The following is a 16,360-nucleotide window of genomic DNA, read 5'->3' as shown; positions in this document are numbered from 1 at the left end:
GAGCGAATGATGGAACAGCCAAACATCATCATCAATAAAAAAGGGCGCCGTAAGCGCGGCGAGCTGCAACACGGCGGATGGAAAGTTGCCATGGCAGATTTGATGATCTCACTAATGTGTCTTTTCCTTGTATTGTGGATACTGCAAGTCGTCGATGTTGATGACCAGAAGAAATTGTTGAATTACTTTGCCTATGGCAATGATCCCATCATGCACTTAGGAACTAACGAAAGTGGCGGTAACTCAATTAACCCACTGCCATTACCTCATGTGGCAACCTCTCATTATGACGCTGAACTGCATCGCATTAATGACACTTCTGTACTTGAGGGGGAATTTAATAGCCAACAAGAACTGGAAGTTTTGGCGCAGCGAGTCAAACAAGAGTTATCCAGTATTGATGCCCTTGGCAGCGTTAGTGTGTTAGTAACACCTCAAGGCGTAAAGCTAGTCATCGCAGACTCTGATAAAGGCCCGATGTTTTTCCGAGGTGGGGCTAAGGTAACGCCTTTCTATCAAGACTTATTGCTGAACCTAGCCGGATTACTAGAAAAAATCGAAAACAAAATGATTATCACCGGACACACGGATGCAAGTCGTTATAAAGGAAGTCGAATGACTAACTGGGAGCTTTCAAGCAATCGTGCTAATAGTGCTCGTTACTATTTGGATAAGGGCGGCCTTCAAGAGCGTCATATTTTTCAAGTAACGGGGATGAGTGATACAGCACCAATTGACTTTAACAATGCCAAATCCGGTATTAATCGCCGAATCGAGCTGTACATTTTAACCGCTGAAACTTTGGCACAACTGAACAAGGTTTACAAAGCCTTTACCTTAGATCAAGCGACCAGACCTTCGCCATTGGCAGAAAAAGAACTCGACATAGTTTTACGAGAATCTCAGCGTAAGGCGCTGCAACAAGCAGAATATAATCAGCCAGTTACATCATTTGAAGTGATGAACCGTTATGACTGAACTCATTCACTCAGTGCTGAACATGCGAAAGTGCTTAGCCTGGTTAGTGGTTATAGATTATGTATTAATTGGTTTTTACGTCTATTTGGCAACGAGTTTAGTATATTTTGATGTTTTTCTTATAGGGGTTTTGATCGCATTGTACAATATCCTATTGGTGACCGTTGTCGTCAATCAGCCGCCAGGCTTTATTTCACTGGATAGAGACAAGCACCTTGTTATCCCAATCTGCTTTGCAACTTTTCTTGGTTGCACCATCGTTGTTTTGACCGTTTTCTGGTGATTTTTTGGCTCTATTTCAAAGATTTTTGAGAACAGCGTTGCAAAAATAACCATTTAGGCCTAAGTTGTAATGGTAGTGTAACAAAAAGGAGAGTTTGCCTATGCATCAAGAAATGATTCAACCTTCCAACCTCGGCGTTATTAGTCGCACTTGCCTGTTCTCTCTCGGTACAGTGGTAGCCATTCTGGCTATGCTCTAATAACTTAGACTTCTTAGGGGACAGCCCAAACGCAGACACTTTGTTTAGTAGATGGGCGTTCCTCTAGGCAACGTAAATCGTTTATCCTTTTCTCTTCCTGTTATAGAACTTCTTTTTTCTAATACCCATACTTTTCGTTAATACCATACTTTTCGTTAATACCCACACTTTTCGTTTGTTTTCTATCCACTGCGACTCGCTATACTCTAAGTAATTGTTATTAAGACTTGTATAGAGCCGCCTATGTTTTCGCTGGATTCATTGTCCTTTTCTCATCGCTTTTTAGCTCTGCCGAATAGCTTTTACACCCAAGTTGAACCGACGCCTCTCGATAATCCTCGTTGGGTTGCTTGGAATCAAGAACTGGCAGGTGAACTCGGATTTCCAGAGCTGGTTGAAGACGAACAAGCCTTACTTGATGTACTCTCGGGCAGTGTATCGAATGAGCACATCAAGCCACTTGCAATGAAGTACGCGGGTCACCAGTTTGGTATTTATAATCCTGATTTAGGTGACGGTCGTGGTTTGTTGCTGGGTGAAGTCGCAGGAAAATCAGGGCAGACTTTCGATCTTCACCTCAAGGGCGCGGGACAAACGCCTTATTCGCGTATGGGTGATGGTCGGGCGGTACTACGCTCGACAATTCGAGAGTATTTGTGCTGCGAAGCCATGGCAGGGTTAGGTATTCCTACCACTAGAGCATTGGCAATGATGGTTAGCGATACGCCCGTGTATCGAGAACAAGTGGAGCAGGGAGCGTTATTGGTTCGCGCTGCCAACACGCATATTCGCTTTGGTCATTTTGAACATTTCTTTTATACCGGTCAGCATGAGCAGCTTCGCCTACTTGCGGATAAAGTAATTGAGTGGCATTTCGCTGATTGTTTAGACGCTGACAAGCCTTATGTTGCCTTCTTCGCTGAAGTTGTTCGATTAACCGCAGAAATGATTGCTCACTGGCAAGCCAAAGGGTTTGCTCATGGAGTGATGAACACCGATAACATGTCGATATTGGGTCAGACATTTGACTATGGCCCGTTTGGATTTATGGATGATTACGAACCGGGTTATATTTGTAATCATTCCGACTACCAAGGTCGTTATGCGTTCGACAATCAACCGTCCATAGCGATGTGGAATCTCACCGCGTTAGCTCATGCTTTGTCTCCACTTATCGATAGAGAAGACCTAGATCATGGATTGGAAACCTTTACGCCAATCTTGCAGACAGAGTACAGTCGCCAAATGCGTAACAAGTTCGGGTTGTCGACCAAGCAAAGTGAGGATGGAGATTTCTTTAATCGAAGCTTTGACCTCATGGAAAGTGAAAAAGTGGATTACACCCGATTCTTCAGAGCTCTATCGAATATCGATAGAACTGGCATTTCCCCTGTTGTTGACCTGTTTATCGATCGTGCTAAAGCGCAAGCGTGGGTAGAAAGCTACCTGCTACGTTGTATGTTAGAAAATGATTCCGAAGCTGAGCGCTGCCGAAAAATGCGTTTAGCGAATCCAAAGTACATTCTCAGAAATTATCTGGCCCAACAGGCCATAGAACTTGCTGAGAAAGGCGATTTTTCACTGGTTCATCAGTTGGCGGACTTACTCAAATTCCCTTACGAGGAACAAGCAGAACATGAAGAATTTGCCAAGCTTCCACCTGAATGGGGTAAACGTATGGAAATCAGTTGCTCATCATAAAGATGAATGAATTTGTTAACCCTTTATGGCTAAAAAGTATCATCATGTCATTTTTGTGACCTTGCGCAAATTCGAGCTGCAAATTTTATAAACGAATCAATAATAAAATTCCCTCTAAAGCCTTACACTATAGGGAGTAAGTGCAGACTTAAGGAAATAAAATGCAGGCTAAGACGCACATTTTGGTTGTAGATGACGATGAAGAGATCCGTCTCTTACTCGATGAGTATTTGACGAAATCTGGCTTTCAAGTTTCTACTGCTGAAGATGGGGTAGAAATGGAGCTGTTTATTAAGGCCAAAGGCTACCCGGATCTTATTCTGCTCGACGTCATGCTACCAGGAGACGATGGTTTTACTCTTTGTCAGCGTGTTCGACGAGACTCGCAAGTACCCATTATTATGCTAACCGCAGTATCCGATGAAACCGATCAAATTATTGGTTTAGAAATCGGTGCTGACGATTACATTGCGAAACCATTTAGTCCGCGTCAGTTGATGGCTCGAATTAAAGCGCTGTTGCGTCGGACCCATCTCAATGGTGATAAGGCAGAAGAAACGCCACCAAGAACGATCGATTTTGGTGATTGGCATTTGGATACTATTGCACATCGTATGACCAACAAGGTGAATGGCCGTACGCATGATTTATCCGGTAGTGACTTTGCGTTGCTAATGCTGTTTTTGTCGCGCCCGAACGAAATTCTTGATCGCGATACTATTTCGTTTGCGACTCGTGGTCGTGAAGCCTTGCCTTACGAACGAGGTATTGACGTTCAATTGAGCCGAATTCGAAATCGATTAGGCACCAGTAAAAACTTCCCACACTACATTAAAACCATGCGTGGTAATGGGTATATTCTGTCTGTTCCAGTGGAATATGGCCAATAACACATGTCTAGAACTCATTGGCTAAAGCGTTTTAGCCCTAACTCTTTAGTCGCGAGAACACTGCTGCTGACGCTGTTGGCAGTTGTGTGCTCTCAAGGTGTACTTACGGCAATTTGGTACCAAAAAACTAAGCAAGATGAACTATCTGGTATTCGTGATACCTCTGCTAGTATGGCGACCATGTTCGCCTCAACGGTGACCTTTTTCCAAAAACTCCCGATTAAATATCGCCATATTGTTCTCGACCAGATACGTAATATGGGTGGTACTCGTTTCTTCGTTTCATTCAATAAAGAAGAGCTTATCGTTGACCCGATTCCAGACACACCGCTTAAACTGGCGTCTATGGATTCGGTGACCAAAGTGCTGGAAGAGAAGCTGCCGACCATAGAAGCTGTGAAGGTGAATTTCTCGAAAGCAGAGAATTTACGACTGCTTAAAAACGATATTTTTATCAAGGATCTGCCTAAGTCTTGGGCACACCATACGTTAACGCTAGGTCCATTAGACCCGCCGATTCTGGTGGTACAATTGAAGCTTAATCAAGATGAGTGGATCTATATCGCGGCTTTATTGCCTTCGCCATATATCCAGCTCGAAGACACTATGCTGACTCAAGATCAAATGGTGTTCTTATTTACTTCTACAACCTTGTTGCTGATTCTGACCTTCCTTTTGGTTCGTGCTCAAGTTAAGCCTTTGAGACGATTGGCGAAAGCTGCGAATGAAATGAGTATGGATATCGATCAGCCACCTTTAAGAGAAGCTGGTGCTTCTGAACTCGTGACGGCAACACGTGCGTTTAACCGTATGCAGACACGTATTCGCCAGTATGTCTCGGACCGTGAACACCTGTTTTCCTCTATCTCTCACGATTTGAAAACGCCTATTACACGTTTGAGGTTGAGAGCAGAACTTCTAGATGATGATGTCAGGCGAGACAAGTTTAACCAAGATCTAGATGACCTTGAAATGATGGTGAAAGGCGCGCTGCAATGTGTGCGTGATACCGATTTACATGAAAACAATGCCTACATTGACCTCAATGAGATGATCCGCAGTGTTTCGGAGACGCATAACCAAGTGCATACGTTGGTTAGTTTCACCGCGCTTCCAATGGAGCCAGTGGTTGTTAAACCACTAGCCATTAAACGAGTGCTAACCAACCTAATCGATAATGCGGTTAAATACGGCAATAGAGCATTTGTCAGCATTGAAGAGAATCCCAAATGGATCATCATTACTATTTTGGATAAAGGGCCTGGTATCCCGGAAGCTCGCATCGAAGAAGTGTTCGAGCCATATGTTCGCATTGCAACGGATAAAGAGGGGCATGGTTTAGGCTTGGGGATCTGTCGCAGTATCTTGCACGGCCTTGGCGGCGATTTGATCATTCGTAACGCAGATTTTGGTGGGCTAGAAGTACAAGTGTTTATTCCGCCTAACCTAGAGGCCTAAGCAGGCTAGCTATTGAATTAACCTCAGACAGAGCGTTAAAGTCACTGAATCCAATAACTCGATATCACCAAAGTGATATCGATGCACAGATAACGGCAATGAATATGCGTAAATCACTACTAGCGTTACTGCTTACTTCCACAATTTTCCCTACTTTTCTGCAAGCGAGTGAAGTTGAGGTGTTGCACTGGTGGACATCAGGCGGTGAAGCTAAATCAGTTCAAATCCTAAAACAGAAATTGGAGCAGCGAGGTTACACCTGGAAGGATTTTGCCATTGCTGGTGGCGGTGGTGAGAGCGCTATGACAGTATTGAAAACTCGAGCGGTCTCGGGTAATCCCCCGTCAGCTGCCCAGATCAAAGGTGAGGATATTCAAGAGTGGGGAGGTTTAGGTTTTCTGACCAATCTTGATGATGTTGCCAAAGCTGATGGATGGGATGAAGTATTGCCACCTGTCGTAGCGGCAGGCATGAAATACGATGGCAAATATGTTGCTGTTCCAGTCAATATCCACCGAGTTAACTGGCTCTGGGTCAATCCACAAGTGTTAGAAAAATCGGGAGTGGATTCTGTTCCAGAAACTCTAGATCAATTCTTTGCTGCTGCGGAAAAAATCAAAGCTGCGGGCTTCACACCTCTTGCTAATGGCTCAGGCCCTTGGCAAGACACAACACTGTTTGAAACCATTGCCCTTGCGGTACTAGGACCTGAAGATTTTAGACAAGCGTTTGTTAATCTAGATATGGACACTTTGTCGAGCGACAAAATGGCGAAGGTATTTGAGACGTTCGGCCGAATGCGCGAATACATGGATGAGGACGTCCAAGGTCGAGAGTGGAACGTGGCAACCAACCGAGTTCTTAATGGTCAGGCTGCTATGCAGATCATGGGAGACTGGGCCAAGGGTGAATTTACCGCCGCAGGAAAAATCCCGGGTAAAGATTACCTATGCGTTCCCGCGCCGGGTACTAAAGGGCAGTTCATCCAGAATGTTGATAGTTTTGCCTTCTTTGATATCAAAGACGAAGCCGAAGTGAACGCCCAGAAAGCACTCGCCAGAACCATCATGGATAAGCAGTTCCAAGAAGTGTTCAACTTAAACAAAGGATCTTTCCCGGTTCGAACCGATATGGATATGCACGGTTTTGACAAGTGCGCTCTGGATTCTAGAAAAACATTTGAGCAAAGCATTGAAAATGGTGGTTTAGTACCAAGTATGTCGCAAAATATGGCGACAACGAGTTATGTACTGGGCGCGATTACGGATGTAGTTTCCAACTTTTTTAACGATCCAGAAGCTGACCCGAAGAAAGCTGCTCACAAATTAGCGAAAGCGGTTAAAGCGGCTATCTAGTAACTGCTTTTCCCGTTAGAAAAGCGGAAGTTACCATGGGTAGAAATGGGCTTGTTTCTACCCTTTTTCATTTTATAAATGTGTCACTTTCCACCCATTTCAAAGGCTGGTTCTACACTTGAAAATAGAAATCTATTATAACTCTTTGTAATTATAGCTTTTTTTTGATTGGCATCGTTATTGCTCTAACAAGATTATCAGTACCCATTGAAGGGACTGCATTAATCCAAAGGAGAATAATAATGTTAAAGCCTCTATCCCTACTGTCTGTTTCTGCTATTGCTCTAGCAAGTTTTAATGCCTCTGCGGCGTGTGATCCAGGTGAGATTGTGATTAAGTTTAGTCACGTAACCAACACCGACAAACACCCTAAAGGTATTGCCGCGTCATTGTTAGAAGAGCGTGTAAATACAGAAATGAACGGTAAAGCGTGTATGCAGGTGTTTCCTAACTCTACTCTTTACGATGACAACAAAGTTCTCGAAGCCCTTTTAAACGGCGATGTTCAACTTGCCGCTCCTTCACTTTCTAAATTCGAGAAATTCACCAAGAAGTACCGCATCTTCGACCTACCTTTCCTATTTGAAAACGTAGAAGCCGTTGATCGTTTCCAAAACTCAGAGTCGGGTGAAAAACTGAAGAACGCGATGAATCGTCGTGGTCTGCAAGGTCTGGCATTTTGGCATAACGGCATGAAACAAATGTCGGCGAATAAGCCACTTCTTGTTCCTGGTGATGCGAAAGACCTGAAATTCCGTGTTCAAGCTTCTGACGTGTTAGTTGCTCAGTTCGAACAGTTAGGTGCAAACCCTCAGAAAATGTCATTCAAAGAAGTGTATGGTGGCCTGCAAACGAAGGTTATCGATGGTCAAGAAAACACATGGTCAAATATCTACGGCAAGAAGTTCTTTGAAGTTCAAGACGGTGTAACAGAAACCAACCACGGTATTCTTGACTACCTTGTAGTGACTTCAAAGGAGTTCTGGGATGGTATGCCGGATGATACTCGAGAGCAGTTCGCACAGATCCTAAAAGAAGTGACTGAGACTCGTAACTCAGAGTCGAGCAAAGTGAACCTAGCCAATAAAAACAATATTGTTGAAGCGGGTGGTGTCGTGCGTACTTTGACACCAGAGCAACGCCAACAGTGGGTTCAAGCTCTGCAACCTGTTTGGAAAAAGTTTGAGAAAGACATTGGTGCGGACTTGATCGAAGCCGCTCAAGCATCAAACCAACAATAACCTCGATATTCATTGTTAAGGGCCCTACGGGAAGTGGGGCCTAACCCTCTGTCCCTACTATTACAAAAGCGATGTATCACATGGAACAGTCTCTTATTTCTCGTATTGGTAAAGTGACCGATGCTTTTGAAGAAACGCTGATTGCTTTCTTCCTTGGCGCGATGACTTTGCTCACTTTTGCTAACGTTATTTCTCGTTATGTATTTAACGATAATATCCTTTGGGCTCTTGAACTTACCGTATTTATGTTTGCCTGGATGGTCCTTGTCGGCGCGTCCTATGGTGTTAAAAAGCACTTTCATATCGGTGTGGATGTTGTCATCAACATGGTATCGGAGGATAAACGCAAACTGTTTGCCATTGCCTCGGTATTAGCTTGTTTGGTGTTCTCTATCTTATTGCTAATCGGTTCGTGGAACTACTGGTACCCCTTTGCCACCGAGCGAGCTTGGTATGAAACCGACGATATTCCTATGCCTGAGGTTTTACAGTTTTTAGCAGACTGGCTAAATGAAGGTGAACGTTACGAAAAACTGCCGCGCTTTATTCCTTATATGGCACTGCCAATAGGTATGGCATTACTGACCTTTAGATTTGCTCAAGCCGCTTACCAGATAATGACGGGTAAGTTGGACCGACTGATCGCAGGTCATGAAGCTGAAGAAGATCTAGAAGCGTTAAAAGCGGAAATGCAGGACAACGCGTTTGACAGTGTTAAAGACAAGGATAAATAAGCATGGATATTCTATTACTCTTCTTAATGGTGGTAGGCTTCATGCTAATTGGCGTGCCTATTGCCGTATCACTGGGTTTGTCCAGTATCTTGTTCCTACTAATGCACTCGGACGCATCGTTAGCATCTGTAGCGCAAACCTTGTTTAACGCCTTTGCAGGCCACTACACGTTACTTGCAATTCCATTCTTTATTCTGGCATCGAGCTTTATGTCGACGGGTGGTGTAGCAAAGCGCATCATTCGTTTTGCGATTGCTATGGTCGGTTGGTTCCGCGGTGGTCTTGCCATGGCATCAGTGGTGGCGTGTATGATGTTCGCAGCGTTATCGGGTTCATCGCCTGCAACAGTGGTAGCGATTGGTAGTATTGTTATCGCGGGTATGATCAAAAATGGCTATACCAAAGAGTTTGCAGCAGGGGTTATTTGTAATGCTGGTACTTTAGGGATTTTAATCCCGCCATCCATTGTAATGGTGGTCTACGCTGCGGCAACGGACGTTTCTGTAGGCCGTATGTTCCTTGGTGGCGTTATCCCAGGCTTGCTTGCGGGCTTGATGCTAATGATCGCCATTTATATCGCTGCAAAAGTAAAAGGATTGCCAAAGCAACCATTTGTAGGTTGGAAGGAAGTTTTCGATTCCGCTCGTGAAGCGAGTTGGGGTTTGCTGTTAGTAGTGATCATTCTTGGCGGAATTTACGGTGGTGTATTTACACCAACAGAGGCCGCAGCGGTCGCAGCAGTGTATTCATTTTTGATTGCTAACTTTATCTACAAAGATATGGGGCCATTTGCTGACAAGGAAAATACCAAGCCAGCGATAGTTAAAGTGTTCCAAGCTTTTGTGCATAAAGACACCAAGCATACTCTGTTTGAAGCAGGGAAGCTGACTATCATGCTTCTGTTTATCATTGCTAATGCTCTGATCCTTAAGCATGTATTAACGGAAGAGCGTATTCCTCAAATGATCACTGAGTCAATGCTTTCTGCGGGTCTTGGTCCAATTACATTCCTCATCGTGGTGAATGTCCTATTGCTTATTGGTGGTCAGTTTATGGAGCCATCTGGCTTGTTGATCATCGTGGCGCCGTTAGTTTTCCCTATCGCCATTGCACTGGGTATCGACCCGATTCACCTTGGCATTATGATGGTAGTGAACATGGAAATAGGGATGATAACTCCGCCAGTAGGCCTCAACCTGTTTGTCACCGCAGGGGTGGCGAAAATGTCGATGATGGGTGTGGTGAAAGCTGCTCTACCTTGGGTTGCGGTTATGTTCCTATTCTTGATAATTGTTACTTACGTACCATGGGTTTCCACCTGGCTTCCGACCACACTAATGGGGCCAGAAATCATTACCAAGTAACTATTTATTAACGACAAAAAAAGAGGAGGTCGTTAGACCTCCTCATCTATATGCTTAATATTCTGCGTTCTTGGATCCGGCTGAGACCGTCTTTCATAAAAAACACGTCTGCTTTGTTTTTTCCTTCTATCTACAGTCTCGCTGGTGCGATGCTCAACGTAAAAAATACCATCGATTTCTACCGTATCAGAAATAAAGGGAACCTTTGTTTTTTCGCCCATAATTGCCTCCCTACGTGTTCTTATACTCAATTGTTATGCAACGTCCTGTTTATATAATTTAAGTATAGGAGACTTGGCTCACACTTCTACAGTATTTTAGTAAGAGCTTTTGTAGGATTCCTTAATAAGCTGATATTTCTGCATTTTATCGTACAAAGTTTTTCTAGGAACGTTGAGCTTTTCCATTGTCGCCTTGATGCTACCATTGGTTTCGATAAGGGCATGCTCAATGACATTTTTTTCGAATAGCCCCACTTGTTCGGCGAGAGACTGTCCTTCGTCACTCTCCGCTTGATTTGGCGTACCTGCTTGAATTTTACCCAATAGGACAAAACGCTCTGCACAGTTTCTTAGCTCTCTTACATTTCCGGGCCAATCATGACCAATAAGTTGACTAAGTTCGTGAGGAGTTAATGCATTAGCGGTTTTTCCATAGCGGGATGCAGCGACAAGCTGAAAGTGGTGGAACAGTGAAGCGATATCGTCTTTCCGCTCTCTTAGAGGAGGTAAATCCAAAGTCACGATATTTAGGCGATAATAAAGATCTTGGCGAAAAGTACCTTGCATCGAAGCTTGGTTTAGATCGGATTTAGTGGCGGCGATAACGCGGATATTTAAGGGAATGAGTGTATTGGAACCGACTCGCTCAATGGCTCTTTCCTGCAATACTCGAAGCAGTCTTATTTGCGCTTGCATTGGCATCGATTCTATTTCGTCCAAAAATAAGGTTCCGCCTTCTGCGTGTTCAAACTTACCAATACGTTTGCTCTCTGCGCCGGTAAATGCTCCTTTCTCATGGCCGTATAGCTCGCTTTCAATCAAATTCTCTGGAACCGCGCCACAGTTTACTGCGACGAAATTACCGTCTTTCCGTGAGCTCTGTTCATGTAAAGAACGTGCAACCAACTCTTTGCCTGTGCCCGTTTCTCCAAACAGCAAAATATCGGCATCGGTATCGGCAACCACAGAGATAGTAGAGCGGAGTTCTTGAATCACATTGGTGTCACCGATAATCCTCGGTCCAAGTGTTTGGCTTGCTTTTAGTGAGCGCTTAAGGCTTTCATTCTCAAGGGTAAGTTGTCGCTTCTCAATCGCTCGTTGTGTTATCTCGATGAGACGTTCAGCAGAAAAGGGTTTCTCGATAAAATCGTAAGCACCATCTTGAATGGCTTGAACCGCCATCGAAATATCGCCATGCCCAGTAATCAGGATGACGGGAATACCTTGGTGGTGGCGGGTGACAGTGTTGAGTAAATCCAGACCTGATAACCCAGGTAGACGAATATCGGAAATAATGGCAAGCGGAAGGTCATTTTGTTTTAGACACAACATGGCATCTTCAACAGACGCGAAGAATCGCGCCTCAATATCGGCGAGTTCGAAGCTTTGTTCCAACGCGGCTCTTATATCAGCTTCATCATCGATAAAAAACACTTGGCTCATAATTTAGTCCTTGTCCGCATGGGTGAAAATAGGCAGTTCAACCGAGAAACGAGCGCCCCCAAGAGGAGATCGAGCGACACGAATCTTGCCGTTTAGGTTTTGAATAATTTGTTGGGAAATGGAAAGCCCTAACCCAAGACCATTCTCTTTGGTGGTATAGAAGGGCTCAAACAGCTCTGCAATCGAGTTGCCATCCAAGCCCGGTCCAGAATCATCGATATGAATCGTCACTTTGGTTTGACCCTGTTCTATGGTCAACTCTAGTCGTTTTCGTTCACTATCATGCATGGCTTGCATTGCGTTAGTCAGCAAATTGATGAGGACCTGTTCAACCTGAATGGGATTGATTTGTACTAAGGTATCTTGCTGACCTATTTTACAATCGAGCGTGACTCGATGACTCTTAAGTTGCGGTTGAATTAACTCTATGGTTGAAAATATCACCGGAGCAAGCTTGATACGGCTTAACTCATTGGCATCACTGCGTTTGGCGAAAGATTTAAGTTGCTGGCTGATTTTTGCCATTCGTTCAGTCAAAGCGACGATACGCTGTAAATTATCTTTTGCTCGGTCAACTTTGTTTTTGTCGATAAAACGTTGCCCGTTTTCGGCAAAGCTGCGAATGGCTGCAAGAGGGTTGTTTAGCTCGTGACTAATACTGGCAGACATTTGACCTAGCACTGCCAATTTAGCGGCTTGAATGAGTTCATCATGAGCTTGTCGCAAGGCTTTCTCAGTTTTGACCCTTTCATCAATTTCTACATGCAGTTCGGCGGTGCGTTCCATCACCAAAAACTCAAGCTTTTGTTTCGCCTCAGTTTGCACCTGTTCGATCTGTCGGTGGCGATAGCGGCGGTTCTCAATCAGAGCGACGACTAGGTAAAGCGTAATAAAAACCAGTGCTAGCACGCTAATAAAGCCGAAAAGCTCAATATAGAGCGTCGAGAGAGGAGTTAATACCCTTAAAATAAGGTTTGGAATACCGGATTCACGCTGGGTAACCAAGTAGTGTTTGGTGAATATATTACCCTCAGGATTAGCAAGTTGGGCGGATTTTACCGTCAGGTCACCGATGAATCCCAAACTGTGAATGTCGGTTTCTAAGTATTGTCTTGAATTACGGATACGTTGCAGTGTTTGCGAGTTCAGTGTTGAAAGACTGTTAAACAGCCAATTAGGGTTGCTAGACATGAACACGACGTGATTATTGTCGGTGGCAACATAGGTGCTAGTTTCACTTTGCCAGTTGCGTTCAATGGAAGACGGATCCATTTTGACCACCACCACACCAATGTTCTCTGCAGCATAAGTTACAGGAAAAGAGTAATAATAACCGCGTTGCCCAGATGTCGAGCCCAGCGCAAAATAAGTACTTCGTCCACCGTTAATGGCTTCTTGGAAATAAGGTCGAAATGCAAAGTTTTTGCCGATAAATGAACGTTCTAATGCCCAGTTACTTGAGGCAATGGTGTTGCCGTAACGGTCGATGAGATAGGTATCTGAGGCTAAGATAATCCGGTTGGCTTGCTCCAAGTAGCGATTAGTTACTTCAATTTGAGCGGTGTTGCTCGGGGATAATAATGCGTCTACTAATTCTTTATCTTGCGACAGGAGTTGTGGGATATGTCGATACTTGTCCAGTTTACTGTCGATGGTTTCTACGAATCGGTTCAGCCAATTGTTATGCTGTTCTTCAAGAGCAGCGTAGCTGTGCTGCCAGTACCATTGACCGCCTACAGTCGAAATTAAGAGAAATAGGGCAACAAAGCCTAGCAAAATCCGTTTCAATCGCATCGTCGAACCCCAACGTTAAACACCAACGATTCCGTATGTCGTTTGAAAGCATAGGTTAACGAATTTGAGGGTTTTGTGGCAAAAAAGTTATAAGAACTGAGAGGTTAACGCGTTGCAAAACAGGAGCAAGATCTCTTTTTTCGCCATTCACCAAAAAAAGCCCTTCACTCTCTTGAAAAAGCCGATATTGTCCCCATTTCAAGTTGGAATCGGTTGAAAACGTCATTGTTGAACGTTTTCTTGGAGTAATTAGAGACAAAACCACCGATTGACCCGACTTCGACTCGACAGGGTAGGCGGAGATCGCTAGAATGTCGCGTCTGAAATTTTGTCCTGAGACTAATCAGAGATGCCTTTGAGGCTGTCTATTCAGCCCGATGAAGACGTCACTCATTAGTCCGATAGCCAAGATAACATGCTAATTGAGGCATGATTTACCGGTTATCGATGCTCACTTTAAAGAAGTACCTATTGGTACTAACAAGGATGAAGCGGAAATATCCTCGTGATATGGATGCTCATACGCTCAGCCAACACTGAGCCAAACTGAGGTTTATACAATGCAAGTTACTGTTGAAACTCTAGAGGGCCTAGAGCGCCGTCTAAACATTACTGTTCCTGCTGCTAACATCGAAGACGCAGTGACAGCTGAACTACGCAACATCGCGAAAAACCGTCGTTTCGATGGTTTCCGTAAAGGTAAAGTACCGATGAAGATGGTTGCGCAAATGTACGGCAAAGCAGTACGTCAAGACGTGATGGGTGAAGTTATGCAACGTCACTTCATCGAAGCAATCGTTTCTGAGAAAATCAACCCAGCTGGTGCGCCTACTTTCGCTCCTGTTGAAAACGAAGCTGGTAAAGATCTTGTTTTCACTGCGACTTTCGAAGTTTACCCAGAAGTAGAACTTAAGGGTCTAGAAAACGTTGTTGTTGAAAAACCAACAACTGAAGTACAAGACGCAGACGTTGAAGAGATGATCGACACTCTACGTAAGCAGCAAGCAACTTGGACTGATGTTGAAGAAGCAGCTGAAGACGGTAAGCGTGTAACTATTGATTTCACTGGTTCAATCGACGGCGAAGAGTTCGAAGGCGGTAAAGCTGAGAACTTCCCACTAGAAATGGGCGCTGGTCGCATGATCCCTGGTTTCGAAGACGGTATCCAAGGTAAAACTGCGGGTATGGAATTTGAAATCGACGTAAACTTCCCAGAAGATTACCACGCAGAGAACCTAAAAGGTAAAGCAGCTAAGTTCCTAATCAAAGTGAACAAAGTTGAAGCACGTGAGCTTCCAGAAGTAAACGACGAGTTCGTTGCTAAGTTCGGTGTTGCTGAAGGCGGCGTTGACGCTCTTAAAGCTGAAGTTCGTAAGAACATGGAGCGCGAGCTTAAGCAAGCAATCAAGAACCGTATCAAAGAGCAAGCTCTTGACGGTCTAGTTAAAGAGAACGACATCGACGTTCCAGCTGCACTAATCGACCAAGAAATCGGTGCTCTACGTCAGCAAGCTGCACAACGTTTCGGTGGCAACCCAGAAGCTGCACAACAGCTTCCACGTGAGCTATTCGAAGAGCAAGCTAAGCGTCGCGTAGTTGTTGGCCTACTTCTAGGTGAAGTGATCAAGTCTGAAGAGCTAGAAGCTAGCGATGAGAAAGTGAAAGAGCTTATCTCTGAAATGGCAACAGCGTACGAAGATCCATCAGAAGTAATCTCTTACTACGAGCAAAACGAGCAAATGATGAACAACATGCGCAACGTTGCACTAGAAGAGCAAGCGATCGATGCAATTCTTGCTAAAGCACAGGTTTCTGATAAAGAAGTTAGCTTCAACGAGCTAATGAACCAACAGCCTGCTGCTTAATAAGCAATATCTTGTATAGAAGGTTGACTTAGAGTCGACTTCTCTGCTAACAATGGTCCGTATGATGTTTATCATCCGGGCCATTTATTTTAGGGACATAAGAATATGAGCTACCAAGAAAAAAATGCAATGTCGCCAATTATGAACGCGCTAGTACCGATGGTGGTTGAACAAACTTCCCGTGGCGAACGCTCTTACGATATTTATTCGCGACTACTAAAAGAACGAATCATTTTCTTGACTGGTCAAGTGGAAGACAACATGGCGAACTTAATTGTTGCCCAGATGCTTTTCCTTGAATCAGAAAATCCTGACAAAGATATCTTCCTCTACATTAACTCTCCTGGTGGTAGCGTAACGGCTGGTATGTCGATTTACGATACTATGCAGTTTATTAAGCCTAATGTAAGCACGCTTTGTACTGGTCAAGCATGTTCCATGGGGGCCTTCCTACTTGCAGGTGGTGCTCCTGGTAAACGTTTTGCTCTGCCTAACTCTCGCGTGATGATTCACCAACCACTAGGCGGTTTCCAAGGTCAAGCTTCAGACATTCAGATTCATGCACAAGAAATTCTGACTATCAAACAGAAGCTGAACAATCTTTTGGCAGAACATTCAGGTCAGCCACTCGACGTTATCGAAAAAGATACTGACCGTGACAACTTTATGTCAGCTGCTCAGGCCGCTGAATACGGTATTATTGACGAAGTTTTAACCCATCGCGGTTAATCGACAATCGTTTGAGTAACAATTGACCAAATTGAAGCCTGTGAAAATCAAATTGGCGGGCGCAATTTGGTCTAAATTGATATACACTCAAAACATAGAAAGTAA

The 16,360-nt window shown here is 44.2% G+C and carries 14 protein-coding genes; 11 read left to right on the top strand and 3 right to left on the bottom strand.

Features of this window, described 5'->3' with window-relative positions:
* The first annotated feature begins 6 nt into the window (after nt 1–6).
* The 9 genes from VME0621_RS14570 to VME0621_RS14530 all read left to right on the top strand — a co-directional run bounded on the left by VME0621_RS14570 (nt 7) and on the right by VME0621_RS14530 (nt 10,203).
* Nucleotides 7–978, top strand: a complete 972-nt coding sequence (locus tag VME0621_RS14570; protein WP_231892943.1) for an OmpA family protein — start codon at nt 7–9, stop codon at nt 976–978.
* The gene (locus tag VME0621_RS14565) at nt 971–1,261 is read left to right on the top strand and encodes a hypothetical protein (protein ID WP_038229787.1); all 291 of its coding nucleotides are present in this window, start codon (nt 971–973) and stop codon (nt 1,259–1,261) included. The genes VME0621_RS14570 and VME0621_RS14565 overlap by 8 nt, the downstream gene beginning before the upstream one ends.
* A 442-nt stretch (nt 1,262–1,703) precedes the next feature.
* A complete protein-coding gene (locus VME0621_RS14560) occupies nt 1,704–3,161 on the top strand; it encodes a protein adenylyltransferase SelO (RefSeq protein ID WP_062462749.1) in 1,458 nt (485 codons plus the stop codon).
* A gap of 161 nt (nt 3,162–3,322) precedes the next feature.
* Entirely contained in the window at nt 3,323–4,051 is a 729-nt protein-coding gene (locus VME0621_RS14555; protein WP_006074338.1) for a response regulator, read from the top strand.
* Nucleotides 4,052–4,054: 3 nt separating this feature from the next.
* A complete protein-coding gene (locus VME0621_RS14550) occupies nt 4,055–5,509 on the top strand; it encodes an ATP-binding protein (protein WP_038229791.1) in 1,455 nt (484 codons plus the stop codon).
* Nucleotides 5,510–5,607: 98 nt separating this feature from the next.
* Nucleotides 5,608–6,864 carry an ABC transporter substrate-binding protein gene (locus VME0621_RS14545; protein ID WP_062462752.1) on the top strand — a complete coding sequence of 419 codons (1,257 nt, stop codon included), beginning with the start codon at nt 5,608–5,610 and terminating at the stop codon, nt 6,862–6,864.
* A 242-nt stretch (nt 6,865–7,106) separates the two neighbouring features.
* Nucleotides 7,107–8,105: a TRAP transporter substrate-binding protein gene (locus VME0621_RS14540; RefSeq protein WP_031493103.1), complete on the top strand. Its 999-nt coding sequence runs from the start codon at nt 7,107–7,109 to the stop codon at nt 8,103–8,105.
* A gap of 80 nt (nt 8,106–8,185) precedes the next feature.
* Nucleotides 8,186–8,839 (top strand): TRAP transporter small permease, encoded by a 654-nt coding sequence (locus tag VME0621_RS14535; RefSeq protein WP_006075544.1) that lies wholly within the window; start codon nt 8,186–8,188, stop codon nt 8,837–8,839.
* 2 nt (nt 8,840–8,841) lie between these two features.
* Complete coding sequence (locus VME0621_RS14530; protein WP_006075545.1) at nt 8,842–10,203, top strand: TRAP transporter large permease; 1,362 nt, start codon at nt 8,842–8,844, stop codon at nt 10,201–10,203.
* 32 nt (nt 10,204–10,235) lie between these two features.
* Here the strand turns inward: VME0621_RS14530 and VME0621_RS14525 are convergent, their stop codons facing one another.
* From VME0621_RS14525 to VME0621_RS14515, 3 genes are all read right to left on the bottom strand, one after another.
* Nucleotides 10,236–10,424, bottom strand: coding sequence for a hypothetical protein (locus tag VME0621_RS14525; protein ID WP_006075546.1), 189 nt, complete (start codon nt 10,422–10,424; stop codon nt 10,236–10,238).
* Nucleotides 10,425–10,520: 96 nt separating this feature from the next.
* Entirely contained in the window at nt 10,521–11,867 is a 1,347-nt protein-coding gene (locus tag VME0621_RS14520; protein ID WP_062462755.1) for a sigma-54-dependent transcriptional regulator, read from the bottom strand.
* A 3-nt stretch (nt 11,868–11,870) separates the two neighbouring features.
* The gene (locus tag VME0621_RS14515) at nt 11,871–13,661 is read right to left on the bottom strand and encodes a sensor histidine kinase (protein WP_062462758.1); all 1,791 of its coding nucleotides are present in this window, start codon (nt 13,659–13,661) and stop codon (nt 11,871–11,873) included.
* A gap of 560 nt (nt 13,662–14,221) precedes the next feature.
* Here VME0621_RS14515 and tig point away from each other — a divergent pair.
* A complete protein-coding gene (gene tig / locus VME0621_RS14510; RefSeq protein WP_062462760.1) occupies nt 14,222–15,526 on the top strand; it encodes a trigger factor in 1,305 nt (434 codons plus the stop codon).
* Between the two features lie 105 nt (nt 15,527–15,631).
* Nucleotides 15,632–16,255, top strand: a complete 624-nt coding sequence (gene clpP, locus VME0621_RS14505; RefSeq protein WP_038229800.1) for an ATP-dependent Clp endopeptidase proteolytic subunit ClpP — start codon at nt 15,632–15,634, stop codon at nt 16,253–16,255.
* Nucleotides 16,256–16,360 lie beyond the last annotated feature (105 nt).

It is taken from the genome of Vibrio mediterranei (genome assembly GCF_900088415.1).
In the GTDB taxonomy this organism is placed as follows: domain Bacteria; phylum Pseudomonadota; class Gammaproteobacteria; order Enterobacterales; family Vibrionaceae; genus Vibrio; species Vibrio mediterranei.
Note: the sequence above shows the minus strand (reverse complement) of the source record. Positions and strands in the feature narration are given on the sequence as shown.